Consider the following 24,222-nt stretch of genomic DNA (forward strand, 5'->3'; position numbering starts at 1 on the left):
TCACGGTCATTGAGTGAGAACTTTGCATGCCAACATCCCCGGTTGAACCTACCGTTGAATCCGTCCAGTACGATGAATTGAACTGCTGGCGTATCCGCCACGGCGAAGCAGAGCTGTTGGTCGCACAACAGGGCGCACACCTCCTCAGTTATCAAGTGGCCGGACAGCAGCCACTGGTGTGGCTGAATGAAGAAGCCGTTTTCAAGCAGGGCAAACCCATTCGTGCAGGCATGCCCATCTGCTGGCCGTGGTTCGGCAACCTGGAACGCAACCCTCAAAGCGTGCAGGCAATGCGCGACAGCAGCGAGCCGGCCAAGGCCCACGGTGAGGTGCGGGCGCTGGACTGGCAATTGCTGGGCATCGGTGGAGACGGCGACGCACTGCTGGTGGAGTTCGTCCTTCCAGAGGCGGAAGGCCATTTACCAGGCTGGCCGCACAACGTTGCCCTGAAACTGAGCATCCGCCTGGACCACGCCCTGAACGTCAGCCTGGTCAGCTATAACTGCGGCACAGAACCGGTGACCATCAGCCAGGCACTGCACACCTATTTCGCCATCAGCGATGTACGCCAGATCAGCATCGAAGGGCTGGACGGCCTGCGCTATATCGAAACCCTGGAAAACTGGGAAGAACGCGAACAAAGCGGCGACCTGACGTTCGCGGGCGAAACCGACCGCATTTACAAGAACACACCGGGTGTACTCAGCATCGTTGACCCAGAATGGCAGCGACGCATCCACATCCGCAGCACAGGCTCCAGGTCGGCCATCCTGTGGAACCCGTGGATCGAGAAAACCGGCACATTCACCGATATGGCAGCGGACGGCTGGCAGCGCATGGTCTGCGTCGAAACCGCCAACGTGCTCGACGACGTGGTGACGCTGACACCCGATCAGATGCATGTTCTGGGTGTGAGTATCTGGAGCGAAGGGCTCTGATTCAAATTCGATCAGAGATCAAAGGTCCGATTCCACCACCACACGGACCTTTGATGCATCCATCGCGTAGGCCGCGTCAGCCAGATCGTTACTGACCTTCTCGATTTTCAGGGTGCCTTCTACCCACAGGGGTGTGTAGATATCATCCAGTTTCAGGCCTTTCGGGTAACGCACCAGCACCAACTGGTTGGGTGGCGGTGGCGGAACATGGATGCAGGCGCCTGGATAAGGCACGATGAAAAACAGCGTGCTATGGCCCTTGGCATCGGTTTCGAGGGGCACCGGGTAACCGCCAAGCCGAATGGTCTTGCCGTTCATAGCGGGGACGGTTTTGGTCGAGTACATGACCGCTGGCAAACCCTTGCTTTGTTTCAACCCACCCTTGCTGTCGAACGTGCCCATGGCTTCCGGAGAGTTATGATCAATCTCGGGCATGGCTTCGAGGGCTTTTTGATCGGACTTGGGCATCAGCTCAAGCCAGTCGGTTTCCGGCAACTGAGCGTGTGCAACGCCGGAAAGCGCGGATAACAGCAGAAGAGTCATCAACAGAAAGCGACGCATGGTAGAACTCGGCAAAGGGGGTGGAAAGTTGCCGAGCATTCTAGCCCTCTGCGCACTGTAAAACAGAGGGCTGACGCATTAGCGTTATTTCTTTTTGATCATGCCGTAGATAACCAGCAGGATGATTGCACCGACCAGCGCGCCAAGGAAACCTGCGCCTTCGCCAGCCTGATAGATACCCAGCGCCTGACCGCCATAAGTGGCCGCGAGCGAACCGGCGATACCCAGCACGATGGTCATGATCCAGCCCATGCTGTCGTCGCCCGGCTTCAGAAAGCGAGCCAGCAGACCAACGATCAGGCCGATAAAGATGGTTCCAATGATACCCATGCCATTTCCCTCTGTATTAAGTGAATACGCCCGGGCTAATAGCAGCCCCGGCCTACGCTATCTGAGAACAGCGGTCGGGAATGGTTCCGGCGCAATGGCAAGTTTGGGTCGAGGTGGAAAATTCTTCATGAAGGGCAATTCTCGTTTCCCACGCCCCAGCGTGGCAACGCAATGCCCGACGCTGCGCGCCGTAACGGGACGCAGCGTACTGAATGGCATGCCAGCGCTGGCACCAGACTCAAACCGGTGATCAACCCTTGATCAGCGCTTCAACCAGTTTCACCTGACGGTCCAGCGTGGCACGGTCGGCGCTGCGCAGAGTGGCATGACCCACTTTACGTCCGGCCTTGAACGCCTTGCCGTAATGGTGCAGGTGGCAATCTTCGACGGCGACGACCTTGTCCACTGCCGGCACTTCACCGATGAAGTTGAGCATGGCGCTCTCGCCGACCTTGGCTGTGGAGCCCAGCGGCAGACCGGCAACCGCCCGCAGGTGGTTTTCGAACTGGCTGCACTCGGCCCCTTCGGTAGTCCAGTGACCGGAGTTGTGCACGCGCGGCGCAATCTCGTTGGCCTTCAGGCCCCCATCCACCTCAAAGAACTCGAATGCCAGCACACCCACGTAATCAAGTTGCTTCAGGACGCGCCCGGCGTAGTCTTCGGCAAGTGTCTGCAAAGGATGATCGGTGCTGGCGATGGACAGGCGCAGAATGCCGATGTCATGTGTGTTGTGCACCAGCGGGTAGAACCGGGTCTCGCCATCACGCGCGCGAACGGCGATCAACGACACTTCGCCGGTGAACGGCACGAAGCCCTCCAGCAGGCAGGGCACGCTGCCCAGCTCGGCGAATGTATCGACGACATCGGCCGCCGAACGCAGAACCTTCTGGCCCTTGCCGTCATAACCCAGGGTGCGGGTTTTCAGGACGGCCGGCAGACCGATGCTGGCAACGGCAGCATCCAGGTCGGCCTGCGACTGGATATCGGCGAATGCCGGCGTCGGAATGCCCAGATCCTTGAACATGCTTTTTTCAAACCAGCGGTCACGCGCAATGCGCAACGCCTCGGCGCTCGGATAAACCGGTACGAACTGCGACAGAAACGCCACGGTCTCGGCCGGAACGCTTTCAAACTCAAAGGTCACCAGATCGACTTCGTCTGCCAACTGACGCAGATGATCCAGATCGCCGTAATCGGCACGCAGGTGCTCGCCAAGTGCAGCGGCACAGGCATCCGGCGCGGGATCGAGAAAGGCGAAGTTCATGCCCAGCGGCGTACCTGCCAATGCCAACATGCGGCCCAGCTGGCCGCCACCGATTACACCGATCTTCATGAAAAAACCTCAGGCGTGGCGCGGGTCTGGATTGTCCAGGACGCTGTCTGTCTGCTCAGCACGGAATTTCTTCAGCGCTGCGTGGAATTGAGGGTGTTTTGCCCCGAGGATACTGGCTGAAAGCAGCGCTGCGTTGATCGCTCCAGCCTTGCCGATAGCCAGGGTCGCCACCGGAATGCCGGCAGGCATCTGCACGATCGACAGCAGGGAGTCGACACCCGACAGCATCGACGACTGCACCGGAACGCCCAGCACAGGCAGGTGAGTCTTGGCAGCGCACATGCCCGGCAAGTGAGCGGCACCACCGGCACCGGCGATGATCACTTCAATGCCACGGCCCTCGGCTTCGTCGGCGTACTGGAACAGCAGGTCCGGCGTGCGGTGAGCTGACACTACCTTGACTTCATAAGGGATGCCGAGCTTTTCCAGCATGTCGGCAGTGTGGCTAAGGGTGGACCAATCGGACTTGGAGCCCATGATCACGCCAACCAGTGCGCTCATCGTCGTGCCTCTCATCGGGCGCCCGCAGGCGCGTCTGAAAACAACAAGCCACGCGGGGGAACCGGCGTGGCTTGTTGTACGAATAATGACCGATTTAGCCGGCCAAAGGCCGCGCAGTATACCGCAAAGCGTCAGGATGACAGCCCCCTTGGACGATCAACCGTTCAAGGTTTTTACGTGCACGGGGCAGCGAGTCGGACGAGCTCGGAAGAGCCCGTCACTCTTCCTGCACTTTGGTACAGGTAAAGGCTACATCGACAGCTGCCAATCCTGATTTAACCGACGCCGCAATTGTTATTAATTGTAGCCATGACCTGCTTCCGGTCATGCCCCCCTATTCACTGCTCACGGACGAGTAAATATGTTCAAGACAATCGCAAGATCCCTGCTGTTGATCGCCACATTCACACTGTGCCAGGCCGCTTTGGCCGATCAATCGAAACGACCGCTGTTTTTCTTCCTGTTCATTCATGATGACGTCAAGGAAACCAGCGACGCGCGCCTGGCCCAGGACTACTTTGCCTGGCTCATCAAGGACCTGGAAAGCTTCACGGGTCGTCGCGTCCATTTACAGTTCGCTCGCAACGTTCCTGAGGTGACGGACTTTCAGTACAAGAACGAAAACACTGACCAGACCTATGACGCATGGAGGAGCGAAATCAATAAGTATCTGACGGAGCAAAACCTGCCGATCAATGGCACCAGCAAATACCTGTTGGTGACCCAAAGCAGGATGAATTCAACCACGGTTGGTTTCGCCAACATCGGTGGGAATACCGGCATAGCCTCGCTGGAAACGTTTACCGCACCTGCACATGAGCTTGGCCATATGCTCGGCGGTACTCACGAACTCGCAGAAGTCATTTACAAAGGTGGCTGGTGGTGCGAAACCAATCTGGTAGCAACCCGCCAATCCGTACGTGCCAACTGCTACTTCTACAGCGACAAAAACAAGCAAAAAATCGTCGCAAACCTGAGTGAGTACCCTTGAATGAAGCGCGGGCCGCTTGCCACGAGCGGCCCGCCTTACAATGACTCTGGTGGCGCCGCGCTTTCCAGCTTGCGCCATAAAAGACGCACATTGGCCTTGCGTACCAGTGCGCAGCGGTAAAGCCTGATCTCCAGCGGAACGTGCCATTGCGGCCCGCCACACACCACCAATTCACCGCGCGCCAGTTCGGCGCGCACACTCAGCTGCGGCACCCAGGCTATCCCCAGGCCTTCCAGCGCCATGCTTTTCAGACTGTCTGCCATGGCCGTCTCGTAGACCGTCGTGAAGCGCAGATTGCGCTGACGCAGCAGCAGATTCACCGAACGCCCCAGAAAAGCCCCGGCGCTATAGGCAAGCAACGGCACACTGCCCTCGCCTTCCATATCGAACAACGGCTGCCCATCGGCATCGGCAGCGCAGACCGGCAACATCTCGGTATGCCCCAGATGCAGGGAGGGAAATATTTCGGCATCCATTTGCAGCGCTGCATCAGGGTCGTAGAACGCCAGCATCAGATCACAGCCACCTTCACGCAGCGCATGTACCGCATCGCCGACATTGGTGGCCACCAGCCGGGTCGCAATGTTCAGCCCTTCGTTGCGCAACTGGGCGATCCAGCGCGGAAAGAATCCCAGCGCCAGGGAGTGTGCCGCAGCAACCTGCATCACCTCGCCCTGCCCACCTTCCAGATGATGCAGATGGCGCACCACTTCGCCCAGTTGCTCGACCACCGTACGCGCGGTGACGAGAAACAGTTGCCCCGCCGCCGTCAGCTCGATGGGCGTGCGCGAGCGATTGACCAGGGTCAGCCCCAATGCCGACTCGAGACTGCGGATACGCCGGCTGAACGCGGGCTGAGTCACGAAACGACGCTCGGCCGCCTGAGAAAAGCTGCGAGTGGCCGCCAGGGCGCTGAAATCCTCCAGCCATTTGCTTTCCAGATTCATCAGGTCCTCCCGGACAATGGATGGCTGCTTCGACGGGCAACTGCGCAGCCCTGCAAGCACCCGGTTTGAAGCGACCCTGGTGGGACGATCGGCAACGCGGCGCGGATACATGACCGGACGGCTCCATTTGAGAGAAGCGGAGAACCGCCGGGGTGCGACATTTTGCCCCCTTTACGCACTGAAAGGAATCCGGGTCACACCCTGATTATGCCGTTATTGCATAGGCCAGCGTTTAACAGCATTGGTCAAGCCGAGGCGGCAAGCCCACTATTCGTGGCGTTCCGGCATTGTCCGTGCCTTTTTGAGACTTTTTTTATCATGTCCTCGCCTGCATCATCGCGCATCGAAAAAGACCTTCTTGGTGTTCTCGAAGTACCTGCCAACGCTTATTACGGCATCCAGACCCTGCGAGCGGTGAACAATTTTCACCTCTCCGGCGTGCCGCTTTCGCACTACCCTAAACTGGTTGTGGCCCTGGCCATGGTCAAGCAGGCGGCAGCTGATGCAAACCACCAGCTCGGACACCTCAACGATACCAAGCATGCGGCCATCAGCGAGGCCTGCGCCCGCTTGATCCGCGGCGACTTCCACGATCAGTTCGTGGTCGACATGATTCAGGGCGGCGCCGGCACGTCCACTAACATGAATGCCAACGAAGTCATCGCCAACATCGCTCTGGAAACCATGGGTTTCGAGAAAGGCGAATACAAACACCTGCATCCCAACAACGATGTAAACATGGCGCAGTCGACCAACGACGCCTACCCGACCGCGATCCGTCTGGGCCTGCTGCTGGGTCATGACGCCCTGCTTGCCAGCCTCTCCAGCCTGATCCAGTCGTTCGCCGCCAAGGGTGAAGAATTCAACCATGTTCTGAAAATGGGCCGCACTCAGTTGCAGGACGCCGTTCCAATGACTCTGGGTCAGGAATTCCGCGCCTTTGCCACCACCCTGACAGAAGACCTCAACCGCCTGCGCAGCCTGGCACCGGAGTTGTTGACCGAAGTGAACCTGGGCGGAACGGCCATTGGCACCGGCATCAACGCCGACCCAGGCTATCAGAAGCTTGCCGTCGACCGTCTGGCGCTGATCAGCGGCCAGCCGCTGGTGCCGGCAGCGGACCTGATCGAAGCGACCTCGGACATGGGCGCATTCGTACTGTTCTCGGGCATGCTCAAGCGTACGGCGGTCAAGCTGTCGAAAATCTGCAACGACTTGCGCCTGCTGTCCAGCGGCCCGCGCACCGGGATCAACGAAATCAATCTGCCGGCGCGCCAGCCAGGCAGCTCGATCATGCCCGGCAAGGTCAACCCGGTGATCCCGGAAGCCGTCAACCAGGTCGCCTTCGAGATCATCGGCAACGATCTGTCGCTGACCATGGCTGCCGAAGGCGGGCAATTGCAGCTCAACGTGATGGAGCCATTGATCGCCTACAAGATCTTCGACTCGATCCGCCTGCTGCAGCGCGCCATGGACATGCTGCGCGAGCACTGCATCGTCGGCATCACGGCCAACGAACAACGCTGCCGCGAGCTGGTCGAGCATTCGATTGGCCTGGTCACCGCACTCAACCCTTACATCGGTTACGAAAACTCCACCCGTATCGCCCGCATCGCGCTGGAAACCGGCCGCGGTGTGCTTGAACTGGTGCGTGAGGAAGGTCTGCTCGACGATGCCATGCTCGACGACATCCTGCGCCCGGAAAACATGATCGCTCCCCGTCTGGCCCCCTTGAAGGCCTGACAGGAGTGACCTGCGCAACCTGCTCACCAGATTGAGGGCCTAGACACCCCTCAATTTTTTGAGGGTCTGGGAGTGATTCTCCAGACCCTTTTTTTTGCCTGCAGCAAAGGGCTCCCACACTGGACCCAGAGCCTCCGGCACCTCACTTCGGCGGAGTAATCCGAGGAAGTATTCATTCATCGTCGCGAATGAAGAATCAGCCGTCCAAGAAAGCGACTACAGACGTAAAAACTTTGCACCGGTATAGTGCGCCCCCTCAAAAGTAGCGAGGAATAACAAAAATGCTGGAAATGATTAACGACTTTCTCTCCGGTAAGGTACTGATCGTACTTATCGTTGGCCTGGGTAGTTACTTCACGATCCGCTCGCGTTTCGTTCAGTTTCGACACTTTTTCCACATGTTCTCGGTTTTTCGCGACAGCTTGCGCAGCAGCGCGGGTCAGTTGAGTTCGTTTCAGGCACTGATGCTCAGCCTTGCGGGCCGCGTCGGTGCCGGCAACATCGCAGGCGTCGGCATCGCCGTAACGCTCGGCGGTCCGGGTGCCGTATTCTGGATGTGGGTAACCGCACTGGTCGGCATGTCCAGCAGCTTCATCGAGTGCTCCCTCGCTCAACTCTATAAGCGCAAGGATTCCGAAGGTCAGTTCCGCGGCGGTCCGGCGTTCTATATCCAGCACGGTCTGGGCAAGCGCTGGCTGGGCATGGTCATGGCCGTACTGCTGCTGGTGACCTTCGGTTTTGCCTTCAACGGCGTGCAATCCCATGCCGTGACCGACTCGCTGAAAAGTGCGTTCAACATCGACACCAGAACCACCGGTATCTGTCTGGTGGTGCTGCTGGGCCTGGCCTTCGTCGGCGGCATCAAGCGCATTGCGGCGATTTCCGACCTGCTGGTTCCGGTCAAGACCCTGATTTACATCGCGGTCACCATCTATGTCATCGTCCTGCAGATCGACCACGTTCCCGGCATGCTGATGACCATCGTCAGAAGCGCCTTCGGTCTTGATCCGGTATTCGGCGGCCTGATCGGCAGCGCTATCGTGATGGGCGTCAAACGTGGTGTCTTCGCCAACGAAGCCGGCCTGGGCAGTGCGCCCAACGTTGCTGCCGTGGCACATGTCGAGCACCCGGTGGCACAAGGCGTGGTTCAGGCGTTCAGCGTATTCCTCGATACCTTCGTGATCTGCACCTGCACCGCCTTGCTGATCCTGCTGTCCGGCATCTACGACATCGGCTACGACGGCAACGGTATCGTGCTGGCGCAGAACTCGCTGGCTGCCGTGGTCGGTGACTGGGGCAGAATCTTCATCAGCGTGGCGCTGGCGCTGTTTGTCTTCACCTCGATTCTCTACAACTACTACCTGGGCGAAAACAGCCTGCGGTTCCTGTTTGGCGAAAAGATCCAGACCATCATCATTTACCGTATCGCGGTACTGGTCCTGATCATGTGGGGTGCCGTCGTCGACCTCAAGGATGTATTGGCATTCGCCGACATCACCATGACCATGCTGGCATTCGTCAACCTGATCGCCCTCGCAATGCTGTTCAAAGTCGTCAAACGCATTTTGAACGACTACGATGCGCAGCGCCGGGCAGGCATCAAGACGCCGGTGTTCGATTCCAGCCAGTTCCCTGATCTGGATCTGGACCGCAACGCATGGCCAGCCAATCCGACCCGTCAGTCGACACAGGATGCCGAAGCGGCAGCCAGACCCGTACCAGAAGAACGATAACCACCGCGACACTACGCCGGAGAAGAGCCATGACTCATGACGCACAACAACCCGCACAACGCGTGATGGTTCTTTACACCGGCGGCACCATTGGCATGCAGGCCAGCGCCAACGGTCTGGCACCGGCTTCGGGTTTCGAGGCACGAATGGCCGGACAGCTGGCCGAGCACCCGGAACTGCTGGTACCCGAGTGGCACTTTCGCGAGATGTCGCCACTGATCGACAGCGCCAACATGACCCCGTCCTACTGGCTACGCCTGCGCGACGCGGTGATCGAAGCGGTTGAGGTCGACGGCTGCGATGCGGTGCTGGTCCTGCATGGCACTGACACCCTGGCCTACAGCGCAGCGGCGATGCGCTTCCAATTGTTGGGTTTCAGCGCGCCGGTGCTGTTCACCGGCTCGATGCTGCCTGCGGGCGTGCAGGACAGTGATGCCTGGGAAAACGTCAACGGCGCCCTGCTCGCTCTGGGTTCAGGCCTGGTTTCGGGCGTCCAGTTGTATTTCCACGGGCAACTGATGACGCCTGTTCGCTGCGCGAAAATTCGCAGCTTCGGTCGTCAACCATTTGCACCATTGCAACGCTCACGTGGTGGTCACGCGGTGGTTTCGCTGCCTGACGCCCTCGATTACCGTCAGGCGAGGACGCTGGCAGAGGTTGCGGTATTACCCCTGTTTCCCGGCATCGGCGCTGCTCAGCTCGACGGTCTGATCAACAGCGGCATCCAGGGGCTGGTAATCGAATGCTTCGGCAACGGCACTGGCCCCAGTGACGATCCGCAGTTCCTGGCCAGTCTGGAAAACGCACGAGCGCTTGGCATCTGCGTGGTTGCGATCACCCAGTGTCACGAGGGCGGTGTCGAGCTGGACGTCTACGAGGCGGGCAGCCGTCTGCGTGCTGCAGGCGTGCTTTCCGGTGGCGGCATGACCCGCGAAGCAGCGCTTGGCAAACTGCATGCGCTGCTGGGTGCAGGCCTGACGAACGAGGAAGTGCGACGGCTGGTCGAGCTGGATCTGTGTGGTGAGCTGCGTTAAGCAGCTGCAACTCCCACGTTATACGAGGCGCTCGGCAAACGCTGAACGCCTCAACCTCCTTACGAAGCCTTGCATTCTTCCTGTGCGCCCCTGAGCATCGAATCCAGATTGCGTTCGATGTTTTCGCACAATGCCGTCATCTGAATCTCATGCTCGCTGGCACGGAACGGGCTCTGCAAGTCAGTGCCGATCTTTTCGATGGCCAACAGCATGAAGCCCACTACGGTCGAAGCCAGCGGCGTGAACCAGCCAAGGGTTTCCACCAGACCGATCGGGACGATCAGACAGAACAGCGTGATGAACAAGCGCGGAAAGGCGACATACGGATAAGGCAGCGGCGTGTTGGCAATACGCTCCATACCGCCCTGGCAATTGGAGATATCCACCATGGTCGACTCCAGGCGCGCCAGACGAATGCTGTCCAGCCGGCCCGACTGATACTCCTTGGCCAACAGCGCTGCCGAAGTGTTGAGCAGGTCGTTGGGGAAGTTGTTGGTGTCGTGACGGCGCTCGAATTCCTCGCGGGGAATCAGCATCTGAATCTCGTCGCCACATTTGGCACCCTTCAGGTGCGCAGACAGACACTTCACATAAGCGACGTGGCGACGCAACAGCGTGGCCTTGACCGGGTTGATCCCGTCGTCATTCTCAACCAGAGTCAGCACCTGACGAGCGAAGCTGCGCGAGCTGTTGACCAGTGCGCCCCACAGCGTGCGGGCCTCCCACCAGCGGTTGTAGGCACTGGAATTACGAAAGCTGGTGAGGACTACCAGCGCCGAGCCCAGCAGGGTCAGCGGCATGGAAGGCAATGTGATCTTGCGCTCCAGATACAGCATGAAGTCAACCGTGACAATCACGTCCCAGATCAACAACCAGAAAAGCGACCAACCTACGTAACCGATGGTCTTGCCGAGAAAACGGATTTTCGAAATGATCGTTTGCTGCAAAGGAACTACCCCATCGAAAATTAAGCGAATCGCAGGCGGACAGCTGCTGCATGGCCTTTGAATGCCAATCCGGCAGATGGTTCGCAAACGGCCCGCTTAATCTCGGGGTTTCAACCTGGTTCAGCAGCCAGTCAGCGCCACCTGCGGACGTTCACCGGCGAAGAAAATCGGCCGCAGACGCACACCGGCCACGTTCCCGGCGTAAGCGGCGACCAGCCACAACCAGCCGTGCAGGCTGCCGGAAGCGATACCGCTGAAGTACGCACCGATGTTGCAGCCATAGGCCAGACGCGAGCCGTAGCCCAGCAGCAACCCGCCAATCACCGCAGCAACCAGCGAACGTGCGGGCATGTCCAGACTGGGCGCAAAACGTCCCGCCAGCCCTGCTGCCAGCAGGGCACCGAGCATGATGCCGATGTCCATCACACTGGTGATGTCCTCCCATACAGGCGCTGCCAGCGCCTTGGCATTTGCGGCGCTCTGCCAGAACACCCAGCTGCCGACGTCCACGCCCAGCCCGCTGGCGACCTTCGCCCCCCATAGCGCGAATGCCGACGTGATGCCCCATGGGCGGCCCGCCAATGCCAGCGTCGCGTAATTGAGAAGCGCCAGCGCGACAGCACCCCAGACCAGAATCCACGGCCCACGCAAGACACGGCTCAGACCGCGACGGTCAGTGCTCTGCGGCGCTTCAAGCTGACCGTGACGACGCTTTTCGAGCTTCACGGTCACCAGGGCGATCAAGGCGAACAGCGCAAGGTTCATGAGCAGCGCAGGCAGCACGCCGAAGGTGTTGACCACGGAAACAGCCGGAAACGAAGGCAGGGCGAACCACCAGTCGACATGATGGGTGGCAATCAGTGAACCGAGGATGAAAAACAGCAGCGTTACCAGCATTCGCGCATTGCCGCCACCTGCGGTGAACAATGTGCCCGACGCACAGCCACCACCCAGCTGCATGCCGATACCGAAGATGAACGCCCCCACCACGACCGAAATTCCGACCGGCGCGACCAGCCCGGTAACCGGCTGTCCAAACAGCGTGCCTGCACCCAGCGCAGGAAAAAACAGCACCACGGCAACCGCCAGCATCACCATCTGCGCCCGCAGACCCGCACCACGTCGCTCACGGATGAACACCCGCCACGCCGAGGTGAAACCGAATGCCGCGTGATACAGCGTTACGCCCAGCGCCGCGCCGACGATCCACAGCATGACCTGGCGGGTGCCGACACTCAGCAGCAGAAACTGGGCGCCCATCAGCAGCAGGAACAGCGCAGCCAGCGGCGCGCCGAACTTGCGTCCGGGCGTTGCAACAAGAGAGTTATTCATGGGTATCTCAAGAACAGGTAACAGAAAGTGCAGATTATACGCCTGCCAACGGGACTACTCGGACCAGGCCTCGCGCAGCCTGTTCAATGCATCGGCAATCTCGATCTCGGGCACTGCTGCAAAACCCAGAACCAACCCGGCGCGGTTATCCACAGGCTCACGGGTGTCAGGCAACCAGTAATCACTCAAGGCATTCATCTCGACACCGACGCTGCCGGCTTTGGCAATCAGCGCCCGTTCACGCGCGACGCTGTCTACCGTCACCATGATATGCAGCCCTGCCACCACTCTGGGCATTGCAGCGCATCCGGGAATATCCACGGGCCAGTTGTCCAGCAGCGCATTGCGACGACTCAGCGCCGCGCGCCGCATACGACGGATGTGTCGCTGGAAATGCCCCTGCGCGATGAATTGCGCCATGACCGCCTGCACGCCAATCTCGGTATGGCGCATGTCTATTGCCTTGCGCTGGCTGAACGGTCGCACCAGTTGTCGAGGCAGCACCAGATACCCGAGGCGTAACGCAGGAAAGGCGATTTTGCCGAAGGTCCCGACGTAGAGCACTCGACCGCCCTGGTCGAGCGCAGCCAAGGGGGCCAATGGCGAACCGCTGTACCGGTACTCACCGTCGTAATCGTCTTCGACAATCCAGCCCTGATGTCTCTCGGCCCAGGCCAGCAATTCCAGCCGCCGTGCCAGGCTCATGACCACGCCAGTCGGGTATTGGTGCGAAGGTGTCACGTACGCCAGCCTGCACTCTGCCTGCTCCAGGTCGGCGCATCGCATGCCTTCGTTATCCACAGCCACACCGTGCAGATGCGCACCCGCCAGCGCAAATGCATGACCTGCCGCCCGGTAGCCAGGGTTTTCCACGGCAACGCCCTCACCCGGCGTCAGAAGCAACTGTGCACAAAGGCTGATCGCATGCTGGGCGCCACTGGTGATCACAATTTGCTCAGCCGTGCAGTGCAGTCCACGTGATGAACGAAGATAAACAGCGATCAATTCGCGCAACCGCGAATCTCCCGCCGCAGCCCCATAACCGAGCTGAGCGAGGTCTGGCTTGCGCCAAAAAGCTGCATACAGCTTGCCCCACAAGGCAAACGGAAAAAGATCGAACGCCGGACCCCCTACTCGAAAGGCCCGTGGCCGTCCCGTTGGCGGCTCGTGCAGGTGATGCTTTTCAAGCAGTGCGGATGTCGGGTTGTGGATAACTTCAGCGGATGAATCCGGTGTCATTTCAGCCGCGATTGTGGATAAATCTGTGCGTAACCCTGTGGATATGTCTGTGGACAAGTTGGTGGATAGTTTTTCTCCACTCGCATGCCGGGTTGGCGAGTTGTTTGCCGAGAGCCGGGCGACATAAGTGCCGTCACCCGTGCGCCCCTCTGTGAAACCTTCAGCGTAAAGCTGGTCGTAGGCGCGCATCACACTGTTGCGGGAAATGCCCAATGACTTTGCCAGATCACGACTGGCCGGCAGGCGCGTGCCACCACTCAAGCGCCCATCGAGCACCCGCTGGCGCAAGATCTCATAAAGCTGCTTGCTCAAGCCCTGATTCGGGTTGAGCACGATACCGGTAAGCGTGGACGAGAACGCTACGGGAACGACAGGCATGAATTGGCCCTATGAAATCTGTCAAAAATGGATCTTACATAAGGCCAATACCTTGCCTACGATCAGCTCATCAGCCAAGGAAAATCTCCATGTACATACCTGCTGCGTTCAAGGAAAACGACACGTTCAGCCTGCACGAACAGATCGATCAAACGCGCCTGGCAATTCTTGTCACTGATGGGGAAGACGGTTTACAGGCGACCCACCTGCCGCTGTTGTTGCGCCGCGACGAGGGACCGTATGGCACGCTTTACGGGCATCTGGCCAAGGCCAATCCGCAGTGGCTGCAGTTGAACTCAGGCGCTGAAGCGCTGGTGGTTTTCCCGGGCGCGGATGCCTACGTGAGCCCGTCCTTCTATCCTGGCAAGGCAGAACACGGCAAGGTCGTCCCAACCTGGAATTACCTGGCCGTGCATGCCTATGGGCAGGCCCAAGTATTTACCGATGCAGCGCAACTGCACCAACTGCTGGCTGATCTGACCCATCGCCATGAATCCAGCCGTATACAGCCCTGGTCCATCGACGATGCGCCCGCGGGCTATATTGCAAAAATGCTCGGGGCAATTGCAGGGTTTGCCCTTCCCGTACAGCGGCTGCAAGGCAAACGCAAACTCAGCCAGAACCGCAGCGCTTCAGACATGGCCGGTGTACGCGACGGCCTCGCAGCAAGCGCAGATGCACATGATCAGCAAATCGCTCGCTTGATGAGCTGATGGAGAACCTCATGACCGCTGTCCGTATTCGCCCCGTTACCGTCGACGACCATTACGCCTGGCGGCCTCTGTGGCAGGCCTATCTGCGCTTCTACAATACCGAGCTGGCCGAAGGGGTCAGTGATGTCACCTGGCAACGGCTGGTGGACTCGAACGAACCCACCCACTCGGCGCTGGCCTGGCTGGACGGCGAGGCGGTCGGCATGGTGAATTTCATCTATCACCGCTCCAACTGGAGCATCAATAATGCGTGCTACCTGCAGGATCTGATCGTTGCACCCGAGCAACGCGGAACAGGCATCGGCAGGCAACTGATCGAGTTCGTCTACGCCACCCCCAAAGCAGACGGTTGCGACAAGGTGCACTGGCTGACCCAGGAAACCAACACCACGGCCATTCAGTTATACGAGCGAATGGCCGAGCGACCCGGCCTCATACAATTTCGTAAAGCACTCTGAAACAGGAAGTGACTGATGCCCGACACTCTGCTGGACTGGCAAGCCGCTGCATTGCCTGCAACCGACACACTGACAGGCCGCTTCATTCGCTTGGAAAAACTCGACGCAGCGCGTCATGCCGATGACCTGTGGGTTGCATTTCAAGGCCCGAATGCCGACCCCGAACTGTGGAATTACCTGCCTTACGGGCCCTTCACGGAGCGGAGCACCTTCAATGCCTGGCTGGCCGGGCATGAGGCAGCCTCCGACCCCTGGTTTTACACGGTCGTCGATCAGCAGACCGATAAAGCCGAAGGCGTCATCAGCCTGATGTCGATCGTCGCGGCCCACGGACGGATCGAAATAGGGCATGTCACCTTCAGCTCAGCCATGCAACGTACACCCAAAGGCACCGAGGCCATTTACCTGCTGGCCAGAGAGGCTTTCGCACGGGGCTACCGCCGCCTGGAATGGAAGTGCAACGCCAACAACGCCCGCTCCAAACGTGCGGCCGAACGATTCGGCTTCAGCTACGAAGGCACCTTCCGCCAGCACATGGTCGTCAAAGGCCAGAGCCGGGACACAGCGTGGTATTCGATCCTCGACAGTGAATGGCCTGAACGGCAAGTGGCCTTTGAACGCTGGCTAGCTGTGGATAACTTTACTGACGGCCGACAGATCAAGGGGCTTGAGGCGTTTCGGTGACCTGAGGGCGCAGAGCGTCCAGAACTGCATTCCCACGTTGGAGCGTTCGCAACGATCGTTGTGACCATCGGCCCCACCTGCACGTAATAAAAAAAGGGAAGCCACGAGTGCTTCCCTGAGGTAAACCTTTGGAGGATGCGCTGGTATCAGCTCAACCTTCGATCTCGACCAACACCTCGCCAGGGTTGACACGGTCCCCCTTGGCAACGTGAATCGCCACGACCTTGCCTGCCACCGATGCCTGAACTTCGGTCTCCATCTTCATGGCTTCAGTGATCAATACCGCCTGCCCGGCCTTGACCATATCGCCCTCCTTGACCAGCACATCGACGATGTTGCCAGGCATGGTGGTGCTGACGTGGCCCGGTGCGTGGGCTTGCTTGCGTTTGCTGGCACCACCGCCGACGAATTCGTTCAGCGGTTCGAAAACCACCTCTTCAGGCATGCCGTCGATGGACAGGTAGAAATGGCGCTTGCCCTCCGCCTTGACGCCCACGCCAGTGATGTCGACCCGATAGGTTTCGCCGTGAACATCAATAACGAACTCCGTCGGCACGCCCTCACCACCCGCCCTTGCCACGCTTCCAGCTTCAGGAATCGGCAACAGCACTTCCGGCATCAGGGTCCCGGCGGCCCGCTCTTCAAGAAACTTTCGGCCGATGTCCGGGAACATGGCGAAGGTCAGCACGTCCTCTTCGGAGTTGGCCAGTGCGCCGATATCGGCACGCAATTTGGTCATCTCCGGCCTGAGCAGGTCGGCCGGACGAACGTCGATCAACTCTTCATTGCCGATGGCCTGACGGCGCAGCTTTTCGTCCACCTGCCCCGGAGCCTTGCCATAGCCGCCTTGCAAATAAAGCTTCACTTCATTGGTGATGGTCTTGTAACGCTCCCCGGCCAGCACGTTGAAGAACGCTTGAGTACCGACAATCTGTGAGGTCGGCGTTACCAGCGGTGGATAGCCGAGGTCTTTGCGCACCCGCGGAATTTCAGCCAGCACTTCGCTCATGCGATTGAGTGCGCCCTGCTCCTTGAGCTGATTGGCGAGGTTGGAAATCATCCCGCCTGGCACCTGGTTGACCTGCACCCGTGTATCGACCGCCGTGAATTCGCTCTCGAACTGGTGGTATTTCTTACGCACTGCGTAGAAGTACAGACCGATTTCCTGCAGCAGCTCCAGGTCCAGCCCCGTGTCGAACTCGCTGCCCTTGAGCGCAGCAACCATCGACTCGGTGCCCGGATGGCTGGTGCCCCAGGCGAAGCTGGAAATCGCCGTATCGATGTGGTCAGCGCCGCTTTCAATGGCCTTGAGCTGGCACATGGCAGCCAGGCCTGCGGTGTCGTGAGAATGAATGAACACCGGCAACGACTGCTCGGCCTTCAATGCCTTGACCAGTTCACCCGTGGCATAGGGCGTCAACAGACCTGCCATGTCCTTGATGGCCACCGAATCGCAGCCCATCGCTTCCATCTGTCGGGCCTGCGCCACGAATGCGTCGATGGTGTGAACCGGGCTGGTGGTGTAAGCGATGGTGCCCTGAGCATGCTTGCCCGCCGCTTTCACGGCCTCAATCGCAACACGCAGGTTACGTACGTCGTTCATGGCATCAAAAATACGGAACACGTCGATGCCGTTGACCGCCGCCTTGGCCACGAATGCCTTGACCACGTCATCGCTGTAATGCCGGTAACCCAGCAGATTCTGGCCACGCAGGAGCATTTGCAGACGGGTATTGGGCAAAGCCGCTCGCAACTGACGCAAGCGCTCCCACGGATCTTCCTTCAGAAAGCGTACGCAGGCATCGAACGTGGCACCGCCCCAGACTTCCAGCGACCAGTAACCGACCTTGTCGAGCTTGTCGCAGATCGGCAGCATGTCCTCGGTACGCATGCGGGTCGCCAGCAACGATTGATGGGCGTCACGCAGGATGGTGTCGGTTACGAAAATCTTCTTGGGCATTTCACTGTTCCTTACAGACCGGCGTGTGCGGCAATGGCGGCGGCGATGGCCAGCGCCAGTTCTTCGGGTTTGCGCTTGATCGAGTAATTGGTCAGCTCGGGGTGGCTCTCGACAAAGCTTGTGTTGAACTCACCGCTGCGAAACTCCGGATTGCGCAGGATTTCCTGGTAATAAGCTGCAGTGGTCTTCACTCCTTGCAGCCGCATGTCATCCAGCGCACGCAGGCCGCGATCCATCGCCTCTTCCCAGGTCAGCGCCCAGACGATCAGCTTCAGGCACATCGAGTCGTAGAACGGCGGAATGGTGTAGCCGGTATAAATCGCCGTATCGGTGCGAACACCTGGCCCGCCGGGTGCGTAATAACGAGTGATCTTGCCGAAGCTGGGCAAAAAGTTGTTCTTCGGGTCCTCGGCGTTGATCCGGAATTGCAGGGCAAAGCCGCGATGGATGATGTCTTCCTGCTTGACCGACAACGGCAGACCGGACGCGATACGGATCTGCTCGCGAACAATATCAATCCCGGTGATTTCTTCGGTAATGGTGTGCTCGACCTGCACCCGAGTGTTCATTTCCATGAAGTACACCTCGCCCTCGGCGAGCAGAAACTCCACGGTGCCTGCGTTCTCGTAACCGACGGCCTTGGCCGCACGCACCGACAGATCACCGATATAGGCGCGCTGCTCGGGAGTCAGTTGCGGGCTGGGAGCGATTTCGATGAGCTTCTGGTTACGCCGCTGAATCGAGCAGTCGCGCTCGAACAAGTGCACCACGTTGCCGAAACTGTCGCCCAGAATCTGCGCTTCAATGTGCTTGGGATTGACGATGCACTTTTCGAGAAAGACTTCCGCCGAACCAAAGGCCTTGGTCGCTTCGGAAATCACCCGCGGGAAGGCCTGCTCGAGTTCTTCGCGACTGTTGCAGCGACGAATACCGCGGCCACCGCCGCCGGAAGTGGCCTTGAGCATGACCGGATAGCCGATGCGCTCGCCTTCGGCCAGCGCCTCGTCGATGTCCGCCACGTTGCCTTCGGTGCCGGGCGTCACCGGCACACCGGCCTTGATCATGCTGCGACGGGCCTCGGTCTTGTCACCCATGCGGCGAATCACCTCCGCTGACGGACCAATGAACCTGACCCCTCGTTCTGCACAGATATCGGCCAGCTCAGCGTTCTCAGAGAGAAAGCCGTAGCCGGGGTGCAGCGCATCACAACCGGTCTCAACCGCCAGATTCACCAGTTTGCGCGGGTTCAGGTAACCCGCCAGCGGTTCGGCACCGATGCTATAGGCCTCGTCAGCGCGTTTGACATGCAATGCATGCCGATCAGCATCGGAAAAGATCGCAACCGAGCGAATGCCCATCTCGGCGCAGGCGCGCACGATGCGAACGGCAATCTCCCCGCGGTTGGCGATCAGAATTTTTGTTATCACTGGCGTTTCCCTCGACCCGTTTGTGTAACAGGGCATGTGACTGAATGTCGCAGGGACACCCTATGCCGAATCAAGGATTAACAAAAATGAGTAAAAGTTGGGGAGTGCATAAGTAAAAGCTTATAGTTGAGCCTTGCCCGTCATCCGGAAATATCTAAAGATGCGTAAGTCATTGATGCGCATGACATTGCGCCAGCTGCGCATTTTCAACGAAGTGTGTGATCTACGCTCATACAGCCGGGCGGCTGAAGAGATGTCGCTGACACAGCCCGCTGTCAGCCTGCAGATCCGCCAGCTTGAAGAGCTGATCGGCCAGCCCCTGTTCGAATACGTCGGTAAAAAACTCTACCTGACCGAGGCGGCTCAAGCACTGCAACTGGCCAGCCGGGATATTTTCGGGCGCTTGGAAAGTCTGGACATGCAGCTTTCGGACATGCAGGGCTCATTGCAAGGCCAGTTGAAACTGGCAATCGAGTCAAGCTGCAAGTATTTCGTCCCTCACCTGTTCGCCGCTTTCAAACGCCAGCATCCAGAGGTCAGCCTGAGCCTGATGGTAGTCAATCGTGCACAGATCATCAGGCGATTGTCGGATAACCGTGATGATCTTGTAGTGATGTCGGCAGTGCCACTGGATATGGGCCTGGAGTTTTTGCCGTTCCTCAATAACCCGATTGTCGCCGTGGCACCGCCCGATCACCCGCTGAGCAGCCATACGGCACTGAACCTGAAAGACCTTGAGCCATGGCCACTGCTTACCCGCGAAGCCGGTTCGGGCACACGGAGGGCCTGCGAGGAGTACTTCAAAGAGAAGCGCGTGCACTTCACTCAGACACTGGAGGTTTCCTCCAGCGAGGCGCAGCGTGAATGTGTGGTCGCCGGGCTGGGCCTGGCGATGCTGACGCGGCATGCGGTCTGTCAGGAACTCGCCACCGGCGCTCTCGTGGAGCTGCCCGTGGCGGAGCTGCCGCTGTATCGAAGCTGGTGCGTGGCTCAGGCCAGAGACAAACGGCTCTCACCGGTGGCACATGCCTTTCTTGCGTTCATCCGCACCGAACGTGCGCAGATCAGCCAGCTTGTCGAGCGTTTCGACGGTCGACCGCGGGCAACTTGATGGTCTGCCATACGGCGTTGTCCATGCCGTCCATGTAGTCACACAACTCCTGATTGAGCTGACGCGCTTCACTGTAGCTTTCGATAGCCCGACGAAACTCCATGCGACGCTGGTCTTCCTGCTGGCGGCGGGTTTTCACGGTGCTGGTAGGTAAATCATCGTAGTGCCGAGCCATATCCTGTCTCCCAATACGTTTTGTGGGAGCACCAGCATGAAGCCCTGGGGTGACAGTCAGGCGGCGGACACATGACAAATCGATGAATTATGGGTTGCCAACGATGGCTCAGTCTTCGTGAGGCTTGATCGATTTCGGCGACAGACGCAAGCCGCGCAGGCTGCGTTTGACACTCTTGAGATGGTTGACCAGACCAGGGCCGCGAGCCATCGCGACCCCCATCGCCAGCACGTCAATCACGACCAGGTGTGCGATGCGGGACGTCAGCGGCGTGTAGATTTCGGTATCTTCGTGCACGTCGATAGCCAGATTGACCGAAGACAGCTCAGCCAGCGGCGTCTGACTCGGACACAGGGTAATCAGCGTCGCGCCGCTCTCACGGACCAGATTGGCGGTGATCAGCAAATCCTTCGAACGGCCCGACTGGGAAATGCACACCGCCACATCGGTCGGCTTGAGCGTGACGGCTGACATCGCCTGCATGTGCGGATCGGAATATGCCGCAGCGGTCAGCAGCAAGCGAAAGAATTTATGCTGTGCGTCGGCCGCCACTGCGCCGGACGCGCCAAACCCGTAGAACTCGACCCGGTTTGCCCCGGCCATTGCCGTGACTGCCAGTTGCAACGCATGGGGATCGAGGTTTTCGCGCACTTCCATGAGCGTGTGCAGCGTGGTGTCGAAAATCTTCAGACTGTAGTCGGCGACCGAGTCATCTTCGTGAATCGCAAACTGACCGAAACTTGCGCCCGCCGCGAGGCTTTGCGCCAGCTTGAGCTTGAGGTCCTGAAACCCGCTGCAGCCAATGGCGCGGCAGAAACGCACGATGGTCGGCTCGCTGATACCGACACTGTGCGCCAGATCCGCCATGGAACTGTGCATCACGGCCGCAGGGTCAAGCAGCACATGGTCGGCTACCTTGAGCTCCGATTTGCGCAGCAAATTACGTGACTGGGCGATGTGTTGCAGCAGATTCAAGGGGCAGACTCGGCAAAAGGAAGATGGGCTGGGTTGTAGCTTTCTTGTAGTTATACTACATGACCTGCCAGCCGCCCAGTTAAACGAAGCTGGAACGTACCGTGTGGGCGTTATCGGCGGCAATTGTGGGAATAATCCTACATTAGGCCAAATCGCCTGTCAGACTCTGACTGCTCGCAAGTAACGGTAGTCCGAACGCAATCGCTCCCGGTGGCAGGCGACGACCGGTCGTCAGCGCTCGACCATTTTTATGGCCGGACGCAAAGCATGGTTTGCCCGGCATGACGCAGCACCCTAGAATGCGCGGATGCGCGATGATCTCTCTCTGCTTCTGAATTCCCTCAACGATGCCCAACGTCAGGCCGTAGCCGCCTCACTGGGTCGTCAGTTGGTCCTGGCTGGTGCTGGCTCCGGCAAAACCCGTGTGCTGGTGCATCGCATCGCATGGCTGATGCAGGTCGAGCAAGCCTCCCCGCATTCGGTCCTGTCGGTGACGTTCACCAACAAGGCTGCCGCCGAAATGCGTCACCGCATTGAGCAACTCATGGGCATCAGCCCCGCTGGCATGTGGGTCGGCACCTTCCACGGCCTGGCCCATCGTCTGCTGCGGGCGCACTGGCAGGAAGCCGGACTGGTGCAGACCTTCCAGATTCTCGACAGCGACGACCAGCAACGCCTGGTGAAGCGCGTAATGCGCGAGCTGGGTCTGGACGAGCAACGCTGGCCTGCACGTCAGGCCCAGTGGTTCATCAATGGCCAGAAAGACGAAGGCCTGCGCCCGAAACATATTCAGGCCAGCGGCGACCTGTTCCTGACCACCATGAAAAGCGTTTATGAAGCCTACGAAGTCGCCTGCCAACGGGCTGGCGTTATCGACTTCTCCGAACTGCTGCTGCGCGCACTCGATTTGTGGCGCGATAATCCAGGTTTGCTGGCGCATTATCAGCGGCGCTTCCGTCATATATTGGTGGACGAGTTCCAGGACACCAACGCCGTGCAATACGCATGGCTGCGCCTGCTCGCCCAGGGTGGCGACAGCCTGATGGTGGTCGGCGACGACGATCAGTCCATTTACGGCTGGCGTGGCGCGAAGATCGAGAACATTCACCAGTACTCCTCCGACTTCCCGGACACCGAAGTCATCCGTCTGGAGCAGAATTACCGCTCCACAGCGAGCATTCTCAAGGCTGCCAACGGTTTGATCGTCAATAACAGCGGTCGCCTGGGCAAGGAATTGTGGACCGATGTCGGCGATGGCGAACTGATCAACCTGTATGCCGCGTTCAACGAACACGATGAAGCGCGCTATGTGGTCGAAACCATCGAAAGCGCACTGAAAACCGGAATCTCGCGCAACGATATCGCCATCCTTTACCGCTCCAACGCCCAGTCCCGGGTGCTGGAAGAGGCCCTGCTGCGCGAGCGTATTCCATACCGCATCTATGGCGGACAGCGCTTCTTCGAACGCGCCGAAATCAAGAACGCCATGGCCTACATGCGCCTGCTGGAAGGCCGTGGCAACGATGCAGCACTGGAGCGGGTGATCAACGTTCCGGCGCGCGGCATCGGTGAAAAAACCGTTGAAGCGATTCGCGAACATGCCCGCCATGCCGACGTATCCATGTGGGAAGCCATGCGCCTGCTGGTCGCCAACAAGGGCCTCACTGGCCGCGCCGCCACGGCTTTGGGCGGGTTTATCGAGCTGATCGAAAATCTTGCGGCCAAGGTCATGGAGATGCCGCTGCACCTGATGACACAGACGGTTATCGAGCAGTCCGGGCTGATCACCTACCACGAGCAGGAAAAAGGCGAGAAAGGCCAGGCTCGGGTAGAAAACCTTGAAGAACTGGTCAGCGCCGCACGTGCTTTCGAAAATCACGAGAGCGACGAGGAACTGACGCCGCTGGCCGCGTTCCTGGGGCATGCCTCGCTGGAGGCTGGCGACACCCAGGCGCAGGAACATGAAGACAGCATTCAACTGATGACCCTGCACAGCGCCAAGGGTCTGGAGTTTCCACATGTCTTCCTGGTCGGCATGGAAGAAGGGCTTTTCCCGCACAAGATGAGTCTCGAGGAACCGGGACGGCTGGAAGAGGAGCGGCGACTGGCCTATGTCGGCATCACTCGCGCCATGAAACAGCTGGTGATGACCTACGCAGAAACGCGCCGCCTGTACGGGAGCGAAACCTACAACAAGGTCTCGCGTTTCGTCCGCGAGATCCCGCCCGCGCTGATCCAGGAAGTCCGCCTTTCCAACAGCGTCAACCGTCCGTTTGGCGGCACCCCGAAGTTCAACAGCAGCAGCCTGTTCAACGGCACCGGTATTCCGGAAACCGAGTTCACCATGGGCCAGCGCGTCCAGCATGCCGTATTTGGCGAAGGCGTGATCCTCAACTTCGAGGGCGCTGGCGCTCAAGCGCGGGTGCAAGTCAACTTTTCCGAAGGCAGCAAGTGGCTGATGATGGGCTACGCGAAGCTGGTACCGTTGTAGGGTTTCGAGGTCGGGAAGCGGCGCTCGGACCACAACTGCTCTCGTCCCAGCGCCCAGCTTCATGCATAAGTCCGCTCTTGATTGTGGCCGGGGGCCGAATTAAAAGCGGACTTGTGTATAACCTTTCCGCGTGCAATTAGTCACAAGCCCTACGAAGCGCGTAGAAAAGTCCTACGCTGTTTATGTAAAAGTCCGAAACACTAACGCGCTGGTCATAAGGC

At 59.1% G+C, this 24,222-nt stretch carries 22 protein-coding genes; 10 read left to right on the forward strand and 12 right to left on the reverse strand.

Translation table 11 applies throughout. The features are described 5' to 3' along the window. Positions 1-26 precede the first annotated feature (26 nt). Positions 27-938 carry a D-hexose-6-phosphate mutarotase gene (locus tag MME58_RS25810; protein WP_055006648.1) on the forward strand — a complete coding sequence of 304 codons (912 nt, stop codon included), beginning with the start codon at positions 27-29 and terminating at the stop codon, positions 936-938. Positions 939-956: 18 nt separating this feature from the next. Here the strand turns inward: MME58_RS25810 and MME58_RS25815 are convergent, their stop codons facing one another. The 4 genes from MME58_RS25815 to purE form a co-directional block, all read right to left on the reverse strand. Further along, a complete protein-coding gene (locus MME58_RS25815; RefSeq protein ID WP_054986514.1) occupies positions 957-1,499 on the reverse strand; it encodes a DUF3299 domain-containing protein in 543 nt (180 codons plus the stop codon). A gap of 84 nt (positions 1,500-1,583) precedes the next feature. Further along, positions 1,584-1,829 (reverse strand): GlsB/YeaQ/YmgE family stress response membrane protein, encoded by a 246-nt coding sequence (locus tag MME58_RS25820; protein ID WP_002555896.1) that lies wholly within the window; start codon positions 1,827-1,829, stop codon positions 1,584-1,586. Between the two features lie 250 nt (positions 1,830-2,079). Further along, a complete protein-coding gene (locus MME58_RS25825; RefSeq protein WP_055006647.1) occupies positions 2,080-3,162 on the reverse strand; it encodes a 5-(carboxyamino)imidazole ribonucleotide synthase in 1,083 nt (360 codons plus the stop codon). A 9-nt stretch (positions 3,163-3,171) separates the two neighbouring features. Next, positions 3,172-3,663, reverse strand: a complete 492-nt coding sequence (gene purE / locus MME58_RS25830) for a 5-(carboxyamino)imidazole ribonucleotide mutase (protein ID WP_002555898.1) — start codon at positions 3,661-3,663, stop codon at positions 3,172-3,174. Positions 3,664-4,024: 361 nt separating this feature from the next. Between purE and MME58_RS25835 the strand changes: the two genes are divergently transcribed. Continuing rightward, a complete protein-coding gene (locus MME58_RS25835; protein WP_054986512.1) occupies positions 4,025-4,654 on the forward strand; it encodes a hypothetical protein in 630 nt (209 codons plus the stop codon). A gap of 35 nt (positions 4,655-4,689) precedes the next feature. On the opposite strand, the gene MME58_RS25840 is transcribed toward MME58_RS25835, so the two are convergent. Continuing rightward, entirely contained in the window at positions 4,690-5,601 is a 912-nt protein-coding gene (locus MME58_RS25840) for a LysR substrate-binding domain-containing protein (RefSeq protein WP_005739654.1), read from the reverse strand. A 318-nt stretch (positions 5,602-5,919) separates the two neighbouring features. On the opposite strand from MME58_RS25840, the gene aspA reads away from it, so the two are divergent. From aspA to MME58_RS25855, 3 genes are all read left to right on the forward strand, one after another. Next, positions 5,920-7,344: an aspartate ammonia-lyase gene (aspA, locus tag MME58_RS25845; RefSeq protein WP_055006646.1), complete on the forward strand. Its 1,425-nt coding sequence runs from the start codon at positions 5,920-5,922 to the stop codon at positions 7,342-7,344. Between the two features lie 281 nt (positions 7,345-7,625). Continuing rightward, a complete protein-coding gene (locus tag MME58_RS25850) occupies positions 7,626-9,077 on the forward strand; it encodes an alanine/glycine:cation symporter family protein (protein ID WP_055006645.1) in 1,452 nt (483 codons plus the stop codon). A 29-nt stretch (positions 9,078-9,106) separates the two neighbouring features. Further along, a complete protein-coding gene (locus tag MME58_RS25855) occupies positions 9,107-10,111 on the forward strand; it encodes an asparaginase (RefSeq protein WP_054986509.1) in 1,005 nt (334 codons plus the stop codon). Positions 10,112-10,170: 59 nt separating this feature from the next. Here MME58_RS25855 and MME58_RS25860 read toward each other — a convergent pair whose 3' ends face one another. The 3 genes from MME58_RS25860 to pdxR form a co-directional block, all read right to left on the reverse strand. Further along, on the reverse strand, positions 10,171-11,058 hold the full coding sequence (locus tag MME58_RS25860) for a bestrophin family protein (RefSeq protein WP_055006644.1): 888 nt from the start codon (positions 11,056-11,058) through the stop codon (positions 10,171-10,173). Between the two features lie 120 nt (positions 11,059-11,178). Continuing rightward, positions 11,179-12,390, reverse strand: coding sequence for a YeeE/YedE family protein (locus tag MME58_RS25865; RefSeq protein WP_055006643.1), 1,212 nt, complete (start codon positions 12,388-12,390; stop codon positions 11,179-11,181). A gap of 54 nt (positions 12,391-12,444) precedes the next feature. After that, entirely contained in the window at positions 12,445-14,007 is a 1,563-nt protein-coding gene (gene pdxR, locus MME58_RS25870) for a MocR-like pyridoxine biosynthesis transcription factor PdxR (protein ID WP_055006642.1), read from the reverse strand. Positions 14,008-14,096: 89 nt separating this feature from the next. On the opposite strand from pdxR, the gene MME58_RS25875 reads away from it, so the two are divergent. The 3 genes from MME58_RS25875 to MME58_RS25885 are packed head-to-tail and all read left to right on the forward strand — an operon-like array spanning position 14,097 to position 15,862. Beyond that, the gene (locus MME58_RS25875; protein ID WP_055006641.1) at positions 14,097-14,720 is read left to right on the forward strand and encodes an FMN-binding negative transcriptional regulator; all 624 of its coding nucleotides are present in this window, start codon (positions 14,097-14,099) and stop codon (positions 14,718-14,720) included. Between the two features lie 11 nt (positions 14,721-14,731). Next, positions 14,732-15,178 (forward strand): GNAT family N-acetyltransferase, encoded by a 447-nt coding sequence (locus MME58_RS25880; RefSeq protein ID WP_055006659.1) that lies wholly within the window; start codon positions 14,732-14,734, stop codon positions 15,176-15,178. A 15-nt stretch (positions 15,179-15,193) separates the two neighbouring features. Continuing rightward, on the forward strand, positions 15,194-15,862 hold the full coding sequence (locus MME58_RS25885; protein WP_054986504.1) for a GNAT family N-acetyltransferase: 669 nt from the start codon (positions 15,194-15,196) through the stop codon (positions 15,860-15,862). Between the two features lie 151 nt (positions 15,863-16,013). On the opposite strand, the gene oadA is transcribed toward MME58_RS25885, so the two are convergent. Next, positions 16,014-17,822, reverse strand: coding sequence for a sodium-extruding oxaloacetate decarboxylase subunit alpha (oadA, locus tag MME58_RS25890; protein WP_054986503.1), 1,809 nt, complete (start codon positions 17,820-17,822; stop codon positions 16,014-16,016). A gap of 11 nt (positions 17,823-17,833) precedes the next feature. Beyond that, positions 17,834-19,249 carry an acetyl-CoA carboxylase biotin carboxylase subunit gene (locus MME58_RS25895; protein ID WP_054986502.1) on the reverse strand — a complete coding sequence of 472 codons (1,416 nt, stop codon included), beginning with the start codon at positions 19,247-19,249 and terminating at the stop codon, positions 17,834-17,836. 160 nt (positions 19,250-19,409) lie between these two features. Between MME58_RS25895 and MME58_RS25900 the strand changes: the two genes are divergently transcribed. Next, positions 19,410-20,360, forward strand: a complete 951-nt coding sequence (locus MME58_RS25900; RefSeq protein ID WP_054986501.1) for a LysR family transcriptional regulator — start codon at positions 19,410-19,412, stop codon at positions 20,358-20,360. Here the strand turns inward: MME58_RS25900 and MME58_RS25905 are convergent. Both MME58_RS25905 and hexR read right to left on the reverse strand, forming a co-directional pair. Next, positions 20,314-20,499, reverse strand: a complete 186-nt coding sequence (locus MME58_RS25905) for a PA3496 family putative envelope integrity protein (protein ID WP_003316061.1) — start codon at positions 20,497-20,499, stop codon at positions 20,314-20,316. The genes MME58_RS25900 and MME58_RS25905 overlap by 47 nt on opposite strands. A 144-nt stretch (positions 20,500-20,643) precedes the next feature. Further along, the gene (gene hexR / locus MME58_RS25910; RefSeq protein ID WP_054986500.1) at positions 20,644-21,510 is read right to left on the reverse strand and encodes a transcriptional regulator HexR; all 867 of its coding nucleotides are present in this window, start codon (positions 21,508-21,510) and stop codon (positions 20,644-20,646) included. Between the two features lie 307 nt (positions 21,511-21,817). On the opposite strand from hexR, the gene uvrD reads away from it, so the two are divergent. After that, positions 21,818-24,001, forward strand: coding sequence for a DNA helicase II (gene uvrD, locus MME58_RS25915; protein WP_055006640.1), 2,184 nt, complete (start codon positions 21,818-21,820; stop codon positions 23,999-24,001). Positions 24,002-24,222: the final 221 nt, after the last annotated feature.

The sequence above is a fragment of the Pseudomonas syringae pv. tagetis genome (assembly GCF_022557255.1).
GTDB lineage: Bacteria > Pseudomonadota > Gammaproteobacteria > Pseudomonadales > Pseudomonadaceae > Aquipseudomonas > Aquipseudomonas caricapapayae.